This is a genomic window from Puniceicoccus vermicola (genome assembly GCF_014230055.1).
Taxonomy (GTDB): Bacteria; Verrucomicrobiota; Verrucomicrobiia; order Opitutales; family Puniceicoccaceae; genus Puniceicoccus; species Puniceicoccus vermicola.
Genome location: NZ_JACHVA010000083.1, coordinates 45895 through 63449 on the forward strand (window position 1 = coordinate 45895; position 17555 = coordinate 63449).

Genomic DNA, 17555 nt, shown 5'->3' on the forward strand with positions numbered 1-17555 from the left:
TTTTAGTCTCGTTGCAACGCCCTGTATCGTTTTGCATCCCAAACGATGTTCACGATCTACGAACTTTCGACGGGGAAGACTATCACCAACGAGAAATTCCAAGAGAGCGACCACGACCAGGAACCTCTTTGGGTGGACCTCTTTCAGCCTACAGAAACGGAGATCGAACTCTGGAACGAGCGCTTGGGCTTGGATCTACCGACCCGACCGGAGATGGAGGAAATTGAGTCCACTAGTCGACTCTACGTCGAGGACCACGCCCTGTTCATGACCGCCACCGTCCTCTCCAACAGCGATGAACCCGGGGGGATCCGCACCACGCCGGTCACCTTCGTCCTCGGAGAGAAAATCTTGGTGACCATGCGCTTTGTCGACAACCAGCCGTTTCGCCAGTTCATTCGCAACCTAGAGCGCCGACCCGGCACACGCTCCACTCCCGCCCATACCCTCAGTGCCCTCCTCGACAGCATTGTCGATCGTCTCGCCGACATTCTCGAACGTGTCGGAACCGAATGCGACCGTCTCTCCAGCGAAATTTTCCGATCCGACACTGAAAAGCGAAAGGCCAACCAACAGAGCGAGCTTCTGAAAGAACTCCTCCGACGCACCGGCCAAAACGGAGAAACGATCGCGAAGTCCCGGGAAAGTCTGATGACCATCAACCGCATCATCGTCTACTTCCTCGAATCGATCAAAAATCTCGGCCTCGACAGCCTCGTCCCCCACGTCAAAGGGATCGGCCGCGACGTTCAATCCCTCAGCGATCACGCCAACTACCTTGATGGCAAAGTCGCCTTCCTTCTCGATGCCATTCTCGGCCTTATCAACATCGAGCAGAACCAAATCATCAAAATCTTTTCGATCGCGGCCGTGATCTTCCTCCCACCCACCGTCGTCGCCAGTATCTACGGGATGAATTTCTCGATCATGCCGGAGCTACGACAAGAATGGGGCTATCCCTTTGCCCTGAGCCTCATGGTCGTCAGCGCCATCCTCCCCTTCGTCTACTTCCGCCGAAAAGGCTGGATTTAGAACTCGGATAGAGACGCAAAATAGGATCCCGGCGGATCGGTTTTGCGGATTTCTAATAACTAGGCTGCCATTCTGGAAAAACTAGCCGACTCCCCTTCCGATGGAAGCATCCGGCCTCCACGCAAGGCTGCGGCAGACGAACTCTCCTCTGCAACAAAGAGAGGAATCTCGGAGGGGGGATCCTCTTTCAGTTTCTACGGGCTAGAATTCCCTTCGCGTACCATTTCACGTCATCACGCGAAAAGAGGGAGGCGAGAAATCCAGATGACCGCTGACCATACTCAAACTGGACGATGGCATGGTAACCGCGCCTCTTGCATTCGGAAACCATCTGAAGTTTCACATCCTTCAGGCTGGCGAGCTGCGCGCTGCAAAACAGGCCTTCGATCTCGGTCGAAATGGGCTCTCCCATTGTCCAGCCATCTGGAGTGCCCTCAAAGAAAAGCACCCCGTCCAACTCGGTCGATCTCATCGATCCCGCTCGAGAATCGTGATCATCTCATCACGGTCCGAACCAAACATGGCGGCGACTTCTGCCGTTGCGGTTGCCACAACCCGCCAGCCTTCCTCGGCGTAGGCGTTCAAGGCCTGCTCGAGCTTTTCCGGATCAAACTTTCCGGAGAACCACTTATCTTTGAGGGTGAGAACTTTGTATTCTTTCATGGGTATTTATCTATTCGTGGGAGTCCTCGTAACCTCGAGGAAACATGGACGGAACCCTAGCAATCGCTCCAAAATTGAGCAAGGCCTGAGTCTGAAAATGAACCTCCGCCCCTGCGATTGCCCCTCTCACAGTTTCTTATTGCCGCCGCGCCCGCCTCTGCCCGACGATATTCCTTTGATCACCACCGATGAGCCGCATTGAAATATTGCCCGACCACGTTGCCAACCAGATCGCCGCCGGCGAGGTGGTGGAACGTCCTGTGGCGGTGGTGAAGGAGCTTCTCGAGAACAGTCTCGACGCCGGGGCTACGCGCGTTCAGATCGAGGCCCGACGCGGGGGCAAGTCCTACATCCGGGTCACCGACAACGGGATCGGGATGACAGAAGAGGAGGCATTGCTTTCCCTGAAGCGGCATGCGACGAGTAAAATCCGGCTTGCCGATGATCTTCTGCGGATTGCCTCTTTTGGCTTTCGAGGGGAGGCCTTGCCGTCCATCGCCAGCGTCTGCGACTTTACCCTACTCACCCGCCCCAAAGACGCGGAAACCGGGACCCGTATCCAATTGAAAAACGGGGAAATCACCGACTGCCGGGAGGATGCGATCCCGGTGGGCACCAGCATCGAGGTCGCCCGGCTCTTCAACACCGTCCCAGCCCGCCGCAAGTTTCTCAAGACCGACCAGACTGAAGCGGCCCACATCGTGCAAACGGTTCGACTTTTTGCCCTGGCTCACCCGGCAGTGGGCTTCAGCTTAAAGATTGACGGGCGCGAAACGATTTCCACGCCTCCGTGCCCGGGCCTCCCCGAACGCATCGCCGAGATCTGGGGAAAAAAGATGCTCAAGGACACCCTTCCCTTCGAGAGACGATCGGGATCCATTTTTCTCTATGGCCGCCTCGGGAAACCTCCGCTGAGCCGCGCCTCCCGCCAAGACCTCGTCTGCATCGTCAACGGGCGTCCCGTCGACAGCCGCACGATCCAGTACGGGATTCTTGAAGCCTGCACGGGCTTTCTCCCGAAAGGCCGCTATCCTGTCGCCTTCTTCTGCCTTGAGATCCAACCGGAGGCCATCGACGTCAACGTTCACCCCACGAAGCGGGAGATCCGCTTCCGCGATGAACCCCAAGTGCGCCGCATCGTCGTCGAAACCGTTATGGACCTCCTCCTCGACCAAGGTGCGAAGGAGAGCTTCGCCCCACCGGAAAATCTTCCGCTTCCCGGGTCGAATTTTGAGCGCGTCCAACCAGTTCCGCCGAAGCCCGAGAACTCGCAGAGTCCCGTTCCCAGTGATCCCCGGCCTGCCCCCTCTCCCTCCATGCCTCCGACGAGCGCAGTTCCTCCACCCGCGCCTCGACCGAGCCCATCCTTTCCAGCCCCCCCACCTGGTTCGCGTTCCAATCCTCCAGCCGATACTCCGCGTCCGGCCCCGCCTCCGCGGGAGAACCGCGTTCCCTGGCAGTGGATAGGCCCCCTCGGGACCTCGACCCTTCTCTTTCGCTCCCCGCGGGGGCTCATCGTCTTTCACCCCCGTGCCGCTTCCGAGCGGGTTCTCTACGAACAATTTCTGAAGGAGACGGAAGAAGGCGAACTGCATACCCAGCCTCTTCTCATTCCCCAGACCTTCGAGTGGGAACCCCTCCCCGCCCAATGCCTGGAGGAAAATCGCGAAGCCTTCGCCGAGCACGGCTTTGAAGTCGAATCCTTCGGGAAAAACTTTTTCCGCGTCTCGATGGTGCCCGCCTGGTTTGAGCCCGGTCAAGCGGAGAGCTTTCTCAGCGACGCCGTCGCCCTGATTCGCGAAGGTGCCCTCCGCCCGGAAAAGGCTGGCCCCTTCCGCGAACGCATTGCTGAGCTAGCGGCGCGCACGGCACACCGGCGCGACCGACGTCTCTCCGAAGAGGAGGCCATGCGCCTCGTCCGCCGCCTCATGCAGACCTCGGCCCCACACACCTGCCCTGCGGGTAAGCCGACTTTCCTAGAGTATGAAGATGGCGAGTTGGAACGCCGATTCGGCCGGCCGATCTAATTGGCTCGGAGGATACCGACGCTCGACAAGCAGAGAGAGCCATCATCCAGACCAAGGCTGGCACCATTCTGGAATCATGGCTCCGAAATTTGACTCCCGTCTTCTTTTCCGAAATGATCAGCTCTCCCGTTAAAAGCCTCCTACCGACCTGAACCGGAAAATGTAAGATGCCCAAAGAAGACGTCACTTCTGATCGAAAAGCCTGCGAACGCTGCATCGAGAATAGACACCTCGAATTCGACTTCACCATGGCTTTCCAGCCCATCGTTGATTGCAAAAATCGTCAGATTTTCGGATACGAGGCCCTAGCCCGCGGGTTAAACGGAGAACCGGCCTACTCGATCATCTCTCAGCTCAATAACGACAATCGATACCTGTTCGATCAATTGTGCCGGGTCAAGGCGATCGCTCTCGCCTCAAAGCTAAAGCTCAAATCGAAACTGAGCATCAACTTTCTCCCCAAAGCCGTTTATAAGCCTGAACGGTGCATCCGCACCACCCTGCAGGCAGCCGAGGAATACGGATTCGCAACCGAGCAAATCATGTTCGAGTTTACCGAGTCCGAGAAAATTGAGGATATCGGTTTCCTCAAGAGGATCCTGGAATTCTATGAGAGTTCCGGATTTATCACGGCCATCGACGATTTTGGATCGGGCCATGCGGGACTGAACCTTTTGGCAGACTTCCAGACCAACATCGTAAAATTCGACATGGGACTGATCCGCGGCATCCATCGCCACAAACCACGGCAAGCCATCGTAAAAAACTGCCTGAACCTCTTTCACGATCTCGGAGTCACTCCTCTCGCCGAAGGCATCGAAACTCGGGAAGAGATGGCGTGGCTCCTGAATGCGGGAGTGGATTTGATGCAGGGTTACTACTTTGCCGAACCGGGATTCGAGAAACTGCCGGAAGTGAACCTCGCGGCAATATCAACCGAGTTGACTTCGAGGTAGAGGTCCCCCTCGATAACTTTTTCGCGGCTCTCGCAGCCCACATTTTCCGAATTCTGGGGCGGGTTCGTCCGAAGGACCCCATTCGACCCACTCGAGCAGAGAAAGGCGACCCTCCTACAACTGCCTGCGCACGGGCACCCAACCGCTCAGCCGGGAGAGTGAACGCTTGGTTCTCGTAGCGTTCGGCTCAGTCTTGAAAATGACCTCTTCGCCCTCGTACTCGGCGGTCCATTGCAGTTTCCCCGCTTCATTAAACTCGACCTTATAGGCGTTCGTGGGACCCATTTCCTCGGCCATGATCGCTCGTAGTTGGGCGCCGATAATCGGATCATAGACTACCAATGCGATCTCCGAATTCCAGACTCGCGAGCGAGGATCCATGTTGTAAGAGCCGATGATGCTGATCTCCCGATCAATGACAAAAGCCTTCGTGTGGAGCCCGGAGTTGGAACTGGCCAAGCGGCTCTCTCGATTTCGGTAGTAGTCCATCATCGCTCCGTCGACTCGGAGCTCGTAGAGGTTGACGCCGGCATTGAGCATCGGCTTCCGCGACTTGGCATAATGACCGTGAACCGAGAGGTGGTTGTTCGACATGAGCGAATTCGTCATGATGTGGACCTCGACGCCCCGATCCACCAAGCCCGCAAACGCTTCGATCGTCTCCGGCTCCGGCAACAAGTAAGCACTCTGCAGGTACAACTCGTCATCAATGGAGGGATTGATTTCCTGAAGCAGCTCGAAGATTGCCGACTCCCCCTTTTCCACATACCGCTCAGGGACATCGACCACGACCTCGGCCTTAGTCCACACCAACTGGGATCGAACCTCTTTCAAGCCTGCCATCACCTCATCATGATCGACGGGAATCTGATATGGAACCTCATCAATCGAATCCTGCAAAGTCGAAAGAAGACCGGCCCTCATCTTCCAATGGTCTTCATCGGAAGCCTGATATTTGATGAACGAGTCAATTGGGACAGCTGCCTCAGAATTCCAAAACAGATCGAAGGCTTTGCCCGCCTCTTTCGCTGCCCCGCCGACAACCAGTGCATCCATATCGTCGAAATTCAGCTTGGGATCGATCGCGAAGTAGTCGTCTCCGATATTCCGTCCCCCAAGAATAGCGGCGGCTCCATCGATCAGAAATATCTTATTGTGCATCCGGTGGTTGTATCGCTTGGCCCCCATGACAAAGCCAAAGTTGCGCATAAATCCCCGATTTCCGATTGGATTGAAAATCCGAATTTCCACGTTGGGGTGCGCGGCGACGTCCGCATAGAGCTCGTCCCGGCCGGTGTGGTAAATGTCATCGATGAGAATCCGAACGCGCACGCCCCGATCCGCTTCCTCCATCACGCGATTCAAGAGAAGACGACCCGTCGTATCGCTCTTCCAAAGATAGTATTGCAGATCGATCGTATGCTCCGCCCTCGCAGCCAGCGCATACCGCGCGCGAAAGGCCTCCCGCGAATCCGAAAGCAAATACACCCCCGTGAGTCCCTCCGGAACGTCCTCCGGAGGTTGGAAGAATCGACCAAGCTCCGTCTCCTCCGGAGAGTCCCATACCGTACTTTCATTCTCTCCCAAATTTTTCGGAACCGGGGCGCACGCCGAAAGAAGGAACACCAACGACGTCGCAAAGAGCGAGAGCCCGATGGACCGGAGAACGGAGCTTTTCGAGAACAAGAACATTCGGCAAGCGTCGATCTTGCGGGAATCAGACGAAGGATCAAAGTGAGACAAAACGGGAATTCGTGGAGATCATTAAAAGGGAATTCCAAGATCCTGTGAGGAAAACGCACTCCGGTCAAACCGCAGAGACGAATGTGGAGGACGGCGGGGCTCCCTACTTCGCTCTCCGAGGTGCGCATGGTCTACCCGCACTGCCGCGCCGTTTGTAAGTGACTATGCCGATTTAAATCCTCATACCGACCCGACGGAACGCAGCCTAAAGGTCTGCGCTCCGGAATCCCCTGGCTTTTAGAATTCGAAGTTTCTGCACAAAACGCTAGATCAAGGAGCTTCCGACATCGCCAATCGTAAGCGCATGACTTCAGTCGTGCGCACTCCAGGTCTGACTCTCCGGGGAGGGCCGTGCTCCATCGCTGCAGCTCAGCATGAAAACTCCATGCCCTCTGAAATAATCCCTCTCAAGGCCGCCCTATCCCAAAAAGAAATCGCCCGCCTGCACAGTTCCCTCCACAAAAGTGGGAACTGAGTGCAAGCGGACGATAAAACTCTCACAAACCAATGAAAAAGCTCCAGCCCTCGTCAGGATGAAGCTGAGAGTTCAACTTCCGTCTTAGAAGTTGATACCGGTGCGCAATGCACCGAGATAGACAGGGTCTCGGCTACCATTTCCGTTCGGGTTCAAGACGACCTGAAAATCGGGCTGGATGTAGATCCAAGGAGTAAGCTTCAATTTATAGGTCAGTTCGACCGTGAACTCATTTCCCGAAGGGTCGTTTCCAGTGGCGTCGGTATTGTCCGAATACTCGTCGCTCAACCAAGCGGCAATCAAACCGATTCCAGCCTCGTCGGTCGGTCGGCTGGCAAATGGCCCAATGGCACGGAGGAGAGCCGTCACTTCATAGTGATAGACATTCACTTCTTCCTTGGGAGCATAGCTCAAGGAGATTGAGCCGTCGATATGACGATCACCCTCTTCGCCGAGAAGATAGAGAGACTTTCCGACATTGGCATAATAAAGAGTGTTGTGCTTGCTCGTTTCACCCGAACCATTTACTTCCGTAAACGAACCCGAATTGAACTGCACTCCACCCTTGGCATACCAAGGCAGATCGACGGGAGCTTCCGGCGAGATATAACCGATTTCCCCAGCAAAAGCGGTCGGCCCGTCCCAAGTAAAGTCGACACCATCGTCGTCATAGTTCATGGCGTCCAAATTGTTGGAATTGAAGATACCGCCTTTGAGATACGTTCCCTTCATATCCGAATTCTCGAAGGGACGAACGGTCACTACGGCCCCCAGCTGTTGGGCTGGATCATAGGGCAAACCGGCCGCAAACAAAAGGTTCGGGATGTAGGCCAATTCATCGTTCATAAACGTGCCCCCATACTCTTGGGCGCCAAAATTCCCAACACCGTCGACTTTGCCGACACGGTAGGTCAGGAGATTTTCGAAGAGGGTTTGTTCCAACCAGATATTGGCCATTCGGGTCGTCTCCACCCCTTCGATTGAACTGGGGTTAGTCAAAACGCCGAAGACACTGCGATTGTAGTTTCGGCCATACTGAGAAATCGCACCGACCGAAAAGGTCGCATTCTCCATCCCGATCAATTTCTCCAAGTCGAGATTCATCGTAGCGCGAGCCCGGCCGAAATATTCCGTGCCGCTATCCAATGCACCCGAAATGTCGTCATAGACGTCAAAGGTGTTATTGAGGTCGAAGGTAACGCCCTTCTCTTCGAGACTGGTGCGAGCTCCATTCCAATCGCCCAGTAGATAAGGGCGATTCATCAGGTCGTCTTCACTGAACGACTGACTGCAGAAAGCAATCATGCAGGTAACTGGGAGTATTATTCTTTTCATGTTCTATTGGGGTTAGTGTTTTTGCAGAGATATCCGGAGCGAGCGGAGTGTCTTCACACTTCGCCCGATCTGCGAATTTCCGGAAAGAGTATCTCCCGAAAAATCAGGGAGATTGATAAAGAAAACGGAACGACCGAAAAGATGCCGTCACCTGAGCCAGACAGAGCCGGCTCCTAAAAGGTTTCCATGTCCAACATGATTTTCACCGCATCATCTGGATAGGTCGCGGCAAACTCGTAGGCGGAGACAGCGCGAAAACCGTCGAAGCGGTGAGTCACCAGGGGTGCGACCGTTAGCTGACCCGACGCAATGTACTTAATCACCCGGTCATAGATATTCGCATAGCGAAACACCGTGACGAAATCGATACCCTTGACCTGGGCCGAAACAATATCGATCGGAGCCGGCTTTTGCGGCATCCCGACCAGAACGACTCTTCCCGCCGGGGCTAGGTAGGAAATCATTCCGGCGATCACCTTCTCGCTCCCGCTGGCTTCGAAAACGAGGTTAACTCCTTTTCCAGAGGTTACCCGATCCACCTCTGCAGCCAAATCCTCCTCGGCTGAGTTTACGGGAACAATCGGGACGTCCAGCTGATTCCGAATAAAGTCCAGTTTCGCCCGCTTAATGTCGGCCACGATGACTTGAGAGCATCCGGCAGCCAGAGCCGCAAGCGCAGTCACGATTCCGATCGTTCCGGCACCAAACACAAGAGCAATGTCTCCAGGAACCACTTGCGCCCTCTTTGCCGAAAATACTCCAACGGCCAAAGGTTCAACCAATGCCCCCTCCTCGTAGCTCACATTGTCGGGCAAACGAAAGGTGAGCGATTCGGGATGAACGACGCTTTCGCAAGTGCAACCGTGCACTGGCGGAGTCGCCCAGAAGCGAACGTCCGGATCGAGGTTATAATTTCCCGCGAGCACAGCGGGACTCCACTGCCGCGGAATTCCCGGCTCCATGCAAACCCGGTCGCCGACTTTCAGGGATTTTACCGCCGAACCGATTTCCGTGATCTCTCCCGATGCCTCATGACCCAGGATCATGGGCTCTTTGACCACGAATTGGCCAATCGCGCCATGCTCGTAGTAATGGACGTCGCTGCCACAGATGCCAACTCGCCGCGGGGCGATTCGAACATCGTTGGGACCGAGATCCTGGTTAATAATGATTTCGCGAAGGGATAGATCACGAGGTTCTTCGAGGACGAGTGCCTTCATAGCTTTGCTTTCTTTTCAGGGGGTGGGGGTTTGCCGGAGATCATTCTAGGGGAAATACTCTTCCGACTGCTTTCGCCGCGCTCGGCGAATTACTGAATGATCGAAAAATTCTCCTGCACAGGCAGAAAGTCAAATCTAAAATCAAACTTTTGCGCAAATTATTTTACAAACTTTCAATTTATCCCTTCTCTCCTCCAACAAATCAGGCAAAACAATCCGCAAAAGACTTGTGCAAAAAGCCCGGCTACGTTTATAGAAACGACGAAGCCAGCACATTTTCTTTCCGCAAAAACCCTTCCCCCTTTCATCCAAAGCCTAGCAACACGGCAAAGAACAGACCCCATGAAGAGCACAACTATGAAGGACGTGGCGAAGCACACCGGCTTCTCCATCTCAACCGTATCCCACGTCATCAACAAGACCCGGAACGTCGAAACCAATACGCGGCGCAAGATCCTGAAAGCCATGAAGGATCTGAACTACGTTCCCAATACTCTCATCCGAAGCATCAATAAAACCGCCGTGCGGACCATCGGGGCGATTATTGCCGACATCCGGGAAGACTTCTACACCGAGATCGTGACCGCCCTGCAAGCCCGAGCCATGGAGCACGGCTACAACCTCCTCCTCTGCGACTCTCAGGAAAGCGCCGAAAAAGAACAGTTCCACCTGAATACGATGACGAGCAAAGAAGTCAGCGCCATCATCCTCGCCCCGGTCGACACGAGCGCCACCTTCGAAACCCTCTCCGACTCTTCCATTCCGGTGGTCATGGTCGATCGCTTCAACGAACATCTACCAGCCGATTTCGTGGGAATCGACAACGCCCAAAGCGGAGCTCACGCCACCCGCCACCTACTCGAAAAAGGCTGCCAGAACATCTGCTTCCTCGGCCACCACGAAAACATCTACACCATTGCCCAACGCCAGCAGGGCTACCAAAGCGCCCTCCAAGCCGCCAGCAAAAGCAGCGGCAAGACCCTCCAAATCGAATATTTTCAAGGCGCGCCGAACAAGAACATCGGCACGAGCGAACTCAAAAACTTCTTCAAGAAGAATACCGATCTCGACGGCGTCATTTGCGGGACTTCCTCCATTTGCTTCGAAGCCATTAGCGTTCTGGAAGCCCTAAACCGCAAGGTCCCCAAGGACGTCCGCATCGTCACCTACGACGACAACAAGTGGTTCGACTACCTCCGAACCCCAATTACCAGCATCATCCAGCCGACCAGCGAAATTGCCAGCGAAGCCGTCGACATCGCCGTCGACCGGATCGAACGCCCCTCCACGATTAAGAGGAAGATATTTCTGGATTTCTCCATCCAGGAACGCTGAGCCTACCACCTGCCTCTCCCGCAAAGGGGACCTCCCAGCCCGGAGGAAAAAATTTGCGCAAAATTTCAAATTCCATTTGACTCGCGCTTCTACTGGGAATTAATTGCCCTCATCACTTCCCAGAACCCCATCCCTGGAAAGTCGCAAAGCTTCTTCACGATCTCACTCCCCGAGAATTTTCGTCCTCCCCCAAACTAGATCGACCTTCAAAGCTCTCTTCGAACCGATTTCCCCACCCCACTCCTTGAAAGCATGTCAGCACCCACCCCACTTCTGAGCGTAAAAGGCATTCGAAAGACCTTCGGAAAAGTTTGCGCAATCGATCATGTCGATTTCACCCTGATGCCCGGAGAAGTGCATGCACTTTGCGGCGGAAACGGCGCCGGCAAAAGCACATTCCTCCGCATCGTCATGGGCTTCCTCCAGCCCGATTGCGGAGAGATTCGCATCAAAGGCAGAATTTGCCAGTTCTCCAATGCCAAGCAGGCTCTCAATGCCGGAATCACGATCGTACAACAGGAGTTGAGCATGATCCCGGACATCAGCGTCGCGGAGAATATTTTCCTCGGGCAGGAACCGCGCAAGAAGCTGGGATTCGTCGATTTCAAACAGCTCAATGAGAAAGCCCAGGCTCTTCTCGACGAACTCGACTTCGACATCAAGGCCACTCGCCTCACCCGCACTCTGAGCGTCGCAGAACAACAACTGGTCGAGATCGCCAAGGCCCTCTCCCACTCCAATGCGGATATCATTTTCTTCGACGAGCCGACCTCGACCATTGGAGAAAAGGACAGCCTAAAACTCTTCAAAGCCATCCGTAAGCTCTCCGAAAAAGGAAAAGGCGTCATCTACGTTTCGCACCGCATGTCGGAGATCTTCACGATCTGCAATCGATACACCGTTTTCCGCGACGGGCGTTACATCTGCGAAGGAGACATCCAAGACATTTCCCGCGAAAAGCTGATTGAAGAAATCGTTGGCGGAGAACTGAACGAAGAATTCGCCAAATACAACAAGCCTACGGACGAGCCTCTATTGACGATTAACGAGCTGACCTCGAAGCCCGACTTCGCAGACGTCTCCATCACCGTTAAAAAAGGCGAGATCGTCGGCCTCTACGGCTTGGTCGGAGCCGGTCGAACCCGACTCCTCGACGCCCTTTTCGGAATCGCCCCCATCGAAAACGGGACCATCCAAATCGGAGAGAAGAAGCTCAAGAAACACTCGACGCGCGATGCGATTCGCGCCGGCATGGCCTACGTCACCGAAGACCGCAAAGAGACCGGTCTCGTCCTCTGCGGATCGGTCGCGGACAACACCTCCATCTCGTCCCTGCCCCATTTTACCCGCGCCGGAATTCTCAATCGAAAAAAAGAGCAAACCCAAGTCAACGCGGCGGTAAAAGCCTTCAACGTCAAAACCCCGAACACCCAGGAACTCGTCCAAAACCTGTCCGGCGGCAACCAGCAGAAAGTCATCTTGGCCCACTGGTCGATGACCCAACCCGACGTTCTCCTCCTGGACGAACCGACGCGTGGAATCGACGTTGGAGCCAAGAAGGAGATCTACCGATACATGTCCGAACAAGCTCTAACGGGAAAATGTATTCTGATGGTATCCTCCGAGCTCCCCGAAATCATCGGAATGAGCGACCGAATCCTCGTTTTCAAGAAAGGCCGAGTCGTTGCCGAACGAAAACAAGAAGAGGCCACCCAGACCGAACTCCTGAATCTGGCCTCCTGAGTCCTCCCCTTCCCATCTTCACCCCCAAAATCCCATGAACAAGCTACGAAATTTAGACCTTCGAAAGTACGGCATCGTATTCGCATTTTTCGCCCTCTGTATCATCATCGCCATCATCGGTGAGATTTGCGTGAAAAACGGAACATGGATGAGCAATTACTTCCTCACCAAGGAAAATTCCATCATCGTCCTGCGCCAAGTCTCCATCAATGGCATCCTCGCGATCGGAATGACCTACGTCATCCTCATTGCCGGAGTCGACTTGTCGGTCGGATCCGTCTTAGCCCTGGCCGGGATCGTGGCCGCTCGCTTCGTCACCCGGTCCTCTGACCTCGTGATCGGCGACATGAGCCACCCCATTCTCTATCCGGTTCTCGTAGTCATCGGAGTCGGGGCCATCTGCGGATTTATCAACGGATTCATCATCGCCCGCTTCCGGCTCCAGGCCTTCATCGTCACCATGGGGATGCTCTCAGCCGCCCGTGGGCTGACACTGCTGACCACCGGGGGAAATCCAGTCTCCTCCCTCGACTCCACCTTCCGGGAGATCGGAAATGGGCGCATTTTTTCCATCCCGATCCCGGTAATCATTTTCATCGGCATCTTCATCGTCGCATGGATTCTCCTCAATAAGACCGTCTTCGGCCGCTATGTCTACGCAGTCGGTGGCAATGAGAAGTCGGCCCAGACCTCCGGAATCAACGTTCAACGCATCAAGGTCATTGTTTATACGCTGTGCGGAGTTCTTTCCGGAATCGCAGGCCTCATTTTGACCGCCCGCACCGGCTCCGCCCAAACGAGCGCCGGAGCCTCCTACGAACTCGACGCCATCGCGGCCGTCGTGATTGGCGGGACATCGATGCTCGGAGGGATCGGAACTCTCATGGGAACCCTCTTCGGCGTCCTCATCATCGGAGTCATGAACAACGGACTCGATCTCCTCGGCGTCCAATCTTACTACCAGCAAATCATTAAGGGCGCGTTAATCGTAGCGGCCGTCCTGCTGGACCCCTCTCGCAAACAAAACCGTTAAGAACCCCTAACCCCAACTAAAAATAGAACGCATGAAATCAATCACCAAAAAACTATTCGCCGCTCTTGCCATTGTCTTAACTTTCCAAGTGAGTCATGCGGAGCCGAAACATGACGGACCCGTCAAGATCGCCGTCTTGATGTACGGGATGAAGGCTGAATTCGTCCAGCTCATGGAGCGAGCCGCCTACGACTATCCCGGCGTAAAAAGCGGAGAAGTCGAATTGACCGTCTACGACGGCCGCTACGACCCGCTCGTTCAAAACAACCAGGCCGAAACGGCCATTCGCACCGGCCATGACGCCATCATCATCAACCCGATGGACTTCAACGCGAATATCGACGTTGTGACGATGGCCAACGATGCCGGAATTCCCGTGATCGTTACCAACGCCCGCCTGAACACCGACGAGATGACTGCAGAAGTCGTTTCCGACGATGTCGAGGGCGGCTATCTCGAAGGTAAAGCCGTCATCGAAGCCATGGGAGGCTCCGGCAACGTCATTATCCTCGAAGGACCGAAAGGCGGTTCCGGCGAAATCCAACGCGGCCAAGGTATTGAAAAAGCCATTGCGGAATACCCTGCAGGCTCGATCAAGATCCTCGAACGCAAGACCGCAAACTGGTCACGCGCCGAAGCCCTTCCGATCATGGAAAACTGGCTCATGAAACACCGCGGTCGCATCAACGGCGTTATCGGTCAAAACGACGAAATGGCTCTGGGTGCAATCGAAGCAATCGAAAGCACGGGAGGCGACGTATCCGACTACGCCATCGCCGGGATCGACGGAGTTACCGACGCGATCTATGCAGTGAAAGACGGCAAAATGACCTCGATCCTGCAAGATGCCAGAGGCCAGATGCAAGGCTCCCTCGACGTAGCCCTGCGCCACGTCCTCGGCCCCGACTTCCAACCCGAATCGGACATCTGGGAACAATACGAAGGCCAACTCGAATGGAACGACGGAATGTCGAAACGCTACGACATCCCTTGGACGGTCGTTACCATCGAAAACGCTGACGCACTCCTCGAAATGCGCAACTAATCCCTTCACCAGTTTTGAAGATTGAGAGCAGCCGGTTCGCCGGCTGCTCTTTTTTTAGGGAAAAGGAGAAAGAACTTCGATTTCCCCGTCCCATGCAGAGAGCCCCCACCCTAAAAGCTTCTGCCATCGCCAACCGTTCGCGCATGGCTTGAGTCGTGCGCCTTTTCTCCGCGCCTGCCTTTCCGGTTCGTTGTCCGGCCCTGAGGGCACCCCAATCTCACCTCTCCGCAAAGAACCCCGCCCTCGACGTCTTCACCGATGCGAATCTAATATCCAGCGTTTCGATACTCCGGATTCGCCTCAACCCCATGCCCAAGCTCGGCCAAACGTTTTCTAAACCTTGCGACCTCGTCGGCATACTCAGGCTCTTCGAGGAAGTTGGTCGTCTCTCCTGGATCCCGTTCAAGGTCGAAAAGCACCTCGGGAACCTCTTCCCCGTAATACTGATATTTCAGGGCGTCCCTTTTGATCATGACATGATCTTCCCACATTTGGGCGACCGATTCGTTATTCCAATCGACGGATTCTTCCCGCAACAACGGAGCCAAACTGCGACTATCCAACCCCTCCGGTATGACCAAGCCAGCCAAGTCGCAGAGGGTGGCAAATAGATCACAGAGATTCACGTTCTCGTCGAGGACGCGTCCCCCCGCAAATCCTTTGGGCCAACGGATGATCAACGGCACCTTCACGCTTGCCTCGTAAAAACGGGTTTTCTCCCAGATCCCGTGTTGGCCAAGCATTTCCCCATGGTCGGAGGTGTAGACAATGATCCAGTCGTCGAGGTCATTGCCGAGCGATTTAAGCTTATCCAAAACCGAACCATAGTGGCAGTCGACCTGATCGATCATCCCGTAATACGCCGCGGTCGCATTGCGAATCGCGGCCTCCGAAGCGCAAACGGGTTTCCCTTGCTGGCTGAGCGAAAGAACCGGATGGTCACAGGGCTCCTCCAGGTAGACCGGAACCCGATTGTGATAATAGTCGAACCGCTCCTGATCGGTAAAATACGGATAGTGAGGCTGCTTCAGGCTCAACTTGAAGAACAGGGGAAGATGGCTTTGCGGACGCCGATAAAGGGGATCGTCAAAAAACCGGCCGAGATACTCCAGCGCCCCAGTCACCGCCCGCTGGTCAAAGGCCTGATAGGGTCCCCTCCCCGGTCGAGCTTCCTCCAGCTCTCTCTGATTCGACCATTTCTTAAACTGAGGATCGGGGCGATACCGGGCAAACTCCTCCTCGATCGAATCATCCACCGCTCCGGCTACGACTTCCGCATCGGGTGAGACACGCGAACGCCACCCCATCATCTGATCCTGGCCCTGATGATGGAGCTTACCGCTGCAGACGGTTTGATAGGCATAGCGAGAGAACTCCCGCGAAAAGGTCCGATAGCCGGGAGCCAAGTCCTTCCACCCCTCACAATTGCATGTCTTCGGCAGCTGGCCCGCCATCATGCACATCCGCCCCGGCACACAGATCGGCGAAGGCGTATAAGCATTGTTGAAGACCACCCCGGTCTCCGCCAACCAATCCAAAACCGGAGTCCGCACGATCTCATTTCCGGCAAAACCCGACACATCGGCGCGGTGCTCATCGCTCATCAAAAATAGAATATTGGGCCGGGGCATTATCTTATTCTGTCAGCAAATCCCTCTCGGAAGAGGGAAAGAGAAGTGAACCTATTGAATCAATCCCAGGATGACCATTCCTCCGAGAGGATTCAACCTGCGAAAAGGATTCTGCCTGACCGAAATTGCCACCTGCAGAAGCCATGCTCTTGGTGACAGAGAGACGAAAGGAAGGTCGTGCCCAAGCGGAAATTCGTTCCTCGCCGCGAAAGACCGACCTATGGCGATTCCTGCGCTTCCAAGGGGAACACCTCACCGGCTCTCAGCAGAGAAGTCTTTTGGGAAGGCTTAGAAAGTTCGATCCAACCAAAAACAAAACTTCTCTCCTACTCCTAGTAGAGGTCCGGCGTCAGCCGGTAGGAAGTGTTGCTCGCCACAACTCTAGGAGTGGCCAATTTCGTATGGATACGCGACTATTAGGGCGCGTTCCCAGCCCATTCCCAGGTTTCATATCGGCCTCCAAAAGAACATATAGATCTTTAACCGAGGAGTTTACCGTCGCCCTCATAAAGGTGGCAGGAAACACACCCCCCAGAACTCAACCTCTGTAATTCTGGAGACCGTTGATCGCATGGTTCGAAGCACTCTCGGCAACGAGGATGAAAGCTGCACCCCGAAGGAAGATTTCCCGGGTCGGCAACTTCTCCGCTCAAGCAAAAATCCATGGCAACATCTGGATCCGGATGAGGAACTGCCGCCAACAGGGCGCGGGAATAAGGATGCTTAGGCTGGTCAAAAAGCTCATCCGTTTCGGCCAGTTCGACAATACGCCCGGCATACATCACTGCCACTCGGTCGCAGATATGCCGCACGACACTTAAATCGTGAGAGACGAACAAATAGGTCAGACCCCAATGGCACTTAGATAAGGCTGGATTCATGGATTTTGTATTGCCAGAAAGCAGACAGGGATCGCCCTAGGCGATGGATTCTGCAAGCTTTTGGTGTGCAACAAAACAACCTGTTTCTTCCCGGTTTTCACCGCGCCTTTGGGCGAAGCCCTAAATCTGCCCTCAAGAGGCTTGAGGATAGTCGCAATTCGATCATGAAGGGTCTTCCGGGTCAACTGCCGTATGTTTTCGAGGAGGCGTTGCCTTTGGAATCGATTCCGAAGCGTTCGAAGGAACGCGATCGTGGGTTCTCTTCGGCGGTTACGGTTTGGCACATGATCAGTCAGGGCATGGGATCGGGCACTCTTCGAGCGGGGTTGGTGGAGATCAATGCCACCTTGAGGTCCATGGGCAAGGAAAAGCTCTCGAGCAAAACCGGAGGCCTCTGTCAGGCTCGACAGCGTTTGCCCGAATCGACCGTATGCGC

General features: G+C 54.9%; 15 protein-coding genes. 8 read left to right on the top strand and 7 right to left on the bottom strand.

Translation table 11 applies throughout. From position 1 onward, the window contains the following. Positions 1 to 45 precede the first annotated feature (45 nt). Complete coding sequence (locus H5P30_RS10860) at positions 46 to 1032, top strand: magnesium transporter CorA family protein (protein ID WP_185692974.1); 987 nt, start codon at positions 46 to 48, stop codon at positions 1030 to 1032. 187 nt (positions 1033 to 1219) lie between these two features. Here H5P30_RS10860 and H5P30_RS10865 read toward each other — a convergent pair whose 3' ends face one another. Both H5P30_RS10865 and H5P30_RS10870 read right to left on the bottom strand, forming a co-directional pair. Next, positions 1220 to 1504 (bottom strand): hypothetical protein, encoded by a 285-nt coding sequence (locus H5P30_RS10865; RefSeq protein ID WP_185692975.1) that lies wholly within the window; start codon positions 1502 to 1504, stop codon positions 1220 to 1222. Beyond that, positions 1501 to 1695 (bottom strand): DUF4177 domain-containing protein, encoded by a 195-nt coding sequence (locus tag H5P30_RS10870; protein WP_185692976.1) that lies wholly within the window; start codon positions 1693 to 1695, stop codon positions 1501 to 1503. The genes H5P30_RS10865 and H5P30_RS10870 overlap by 4 nt, the downstream gene beginning before the upstream one ends. A gap of 188 nt (positions 1696 to 1883) precedes the next feature. Here H5P30_RS10870 and mutL point away from each other — a divergent pair, with 188 nt between their 5' ends. Together mutL and H5P30_RS10880 are read left to right on the top strand one after the other, a co-directional pair. Further along, positions 1884 to 3722, top strand: a complete 1839-nt coding sequence (mutL, locus tag H5P30_RS10875; RefSeq protein WP_185692977.1) for a DNA mismatch repair endonuclease MutL — start codon at positions 1884 to 1886, stop codon at positions 3720 to 3722. 167 nt (positions 3723 to 3889) lie between these two features. Then, complete coding sequence (locus tag H5P30_RS10880; RefSeq protein WP_185692978.1) at positions 3890 to 4678, top strand: EAL domain-containing protein; 789 nt, start codon at positions 3890 to 3892, stop codon at positions 4676 to 4678. 114 nt (positions 4679 to 4792) lie between these two features. On the opposite strand, the gene H5P30_RS10885 is transcribed toward H5P30_RS10880, so the two are convergent. The 3 genes from H5P30_RS10885 to H5P30_RS10895 form a co-directional block, all read right to left on the bottom strand. Continuing rightward, on the bottom strand, positions 4793 to 6421 hold the full coding sequence (locus H5P30_RS10885) for a phospholipase D family protein (protein ID WP_185692979.1): 1629 nt from the start codon (positions 6419 to 6421) through the stop codon (positions 4793 to 4795). Between the two features lie 559 nt (positions 6422 to 6980). After that, on the bottom strand, positions 6981 to 8231 hold the full coding sequence (locus H5P30_RS10890) for a carbohydrate porin (protein ID WP_185692980.1): 1251 nt from the start codon (positions 8229 to 8231) through the stop codon (positions 6981 to 6983). Between the two features lie 173 nt (positions 8232 to 8404). Beyond that, on the bottom strand, positions 8405 to 9451 hold the full coding sequence (locus tag H5P30_RS10895; protein ID WP_185692981.1) for an NAD(P)-dependent alcohol dehydrogenase: 1047 nt from the start codon (positions 9449 to 9451) through the stop codon (positions 8405 to 8407). A 342-nt stretch (positions 9452 to 9793) separates the two neighbouring features. On the opposite strand from H5P30_RS10895, the gene H5P30_RS10900 reads away from it, so the two are divergent. The 4 genes from H5P30_RS10900 to H5P30_RS10915 all read left to right on the top strand — a co-directional run bounded on the left by H5P30_RS10900 (position 9794) and on the right by H5P30_RS10915 (position 14607). Next, positions 9794 to 10786 (top strand): LacI family DNA-binding transcriptional regulator, encoded by a 993-nt coding sequence (locus H5P30_RS10900; RefSeq protein WP_185692982.1) that lies wholly within the window; start codon positions 9794 to 9796, stop codon positions 10784 to 10786. 252 nt (positions 10787 to 11038) lie between these two features. Then, positions 11039 to 12529 carry a sugar ABC transporter ATP-binding protein gene (locus H5P30_RS10905; protein ID WP_185692983.1) on the top strand — a complete coding sequence of 497 codons (1491 nt, stop codon included), beginning with the start codon at positions 11039 to 11041 and terminating at the stop codon, positions 12527 to 12529. A gap of 34 nt (positions 12530 to 12563) precedes the next feature. After that, entirely contained in the window at positions 12564 to 13562 is a 999-nt protein-coding gene (locus H5P30_RS10910) for an ABC transporter permease (protein ID WP_185692984.1), read from the top strand. 31 nt (positions 13563 to 13593) lie between these two features. Then, entirely contained in the window at positions 13594 to 14607 is a 1014-nt protein-coding gene (locus H5P30_RS10915; protein ID WP_185692985.1) for a substrate-binding domain-containing protein, read from the top strand. A gap of 266 nt (positions 14608 to 14873) precedes the next feature. Here H5P30_RS10915 and H5P30_RS10920 read toward each other — a convergent pair whose 3' ends face one another. Both H5P30_RS10920 and H5P30_RS10925 read right to left on the bottom strand, forming a co-directional pair. Further along, positions 14874 to 16238 carry a sulfatase-like hydrolase/transferase gene (locus tag H5P30_RS10920; RefSeq protein ID WP_185692986.1) on the bottom strand — a complete coding sequence of 455 codons (1365 nt, stop codon included), beginning with the start codon at positions 16236 to 16238 and terminating at the stop codon, positions 14874 to 14876. 479 nt (positions 16239 to 16717) lie between these two features. Continuing rightward, positions 16718 to 17119, bottom strand: a complete 402-nt coding sequence (locus tag H5P30_RS10925; RefSeq protein ID WP_185692987.1) for an oligopeptide/dipeptide ABC transporter ATP-binding protein — start codon at positions 17117 to 17119, stop codon at positions 16718 to 16720. Between the two features lie 65 nt (positions 17120 to 17184). Here H5P30_RS10925 and H5P30_RS10930 point away from each other — a divergent pair. Continuing rightward, the coding region (locus H5P30_RS10930) for a hypothetical protein (protein ID WP_185691015.1) at positions 17185 to 17555 on the top strand (371 nt) is incomplete at its 3' end.

Coding starts and splice junctions, on each gene's coding strand:
- H5P30_RS10860 (WP_185692974.1), top strand. CDS start 46: ATGTTCACGATCTACGAACTTTCGACGGGGAAGACTATCACCAACGAG.
- H5P30_RS10865 (WP_185692975.1), bottom strand. CDS start 1,504: ATGAGATCGACCGAGTTGGACGGGGTGCTTTTCTTTGAGGGCACTCCA.
- H5P30_RS10870 (WP_185692976.1), bottom strand. CDS start 1,695: ATGAAAGAATACAAAGTTCTCACCCTCAAAGATAAGTGGTTCTCCGGA.
- mutL (WP_185692977.1), top strand. CDS start 1,884: ATGAGCCGCATTGAAATATTGCCCGACCACGTTGCCAACCAGATCGCC.
- H5P30_RS10880 (WP_185692978.1), top strand. CDS start 3,890: ATGCCCAAAGAAGACGTCACTTCTGATCGAAAAGCCTGCGAACGCTGC.
- H5P30_RS10890 (WP_185692980.1), bottom strand. CDS start 8,231: ATGAAAAGAATAATACTCCCAGTTACCTGCATGATTGCTTTCTGCAGT.
- H5P30_RS10895 (WP_185692981.1), bottom strand. CDS start 9,451: ATGAAGGCACTCGTCCTCGAAGAACCTCGTGATCTATCCCTTCGCGAA.
- H5P30_RS10900 (WP_185692982.1), top strand. CDS start 9,794: ATGAAGAGCACAACTATGAAGGACGTGGCGAAGCACACCGGCTTCTCC.
- H5P30_RS10905 (WP_185692983.1), top strand. CDS start 11,039: ATGTCAGCACCCACCCCACTTCTGAGCGTAAAAGGCATTCGAAAGACC.
- H5P30_RS10910 (WP_185692984.1), top strand. CDS start 12,564: ATGAACAAGCTACGAAATTTAGACCTTCGAAAGTACGGCATCGTATTC.
- H5P30_RS10915 (WP_185692985.1), top strand. CDS start 13,594: ATGAAATCAATCACCAAAAAACTATTCGCCGCTCTTGCCATTGTCTTA.
- H5P30_RS10920 (WP_185692986.1), bottom strand. CDS start 16,238: ATGCCCCGGCCCAATATTCTATTTTTGATGAGCGATGAGCACCGCGCC.
- H5P30_RS10925 (WP_185692987.1), bottom strand. CDS start 17,119: ATGAATCCAGCCTTATCTAAGTGCCATTGGGGTCTGACCTATTTGTTC.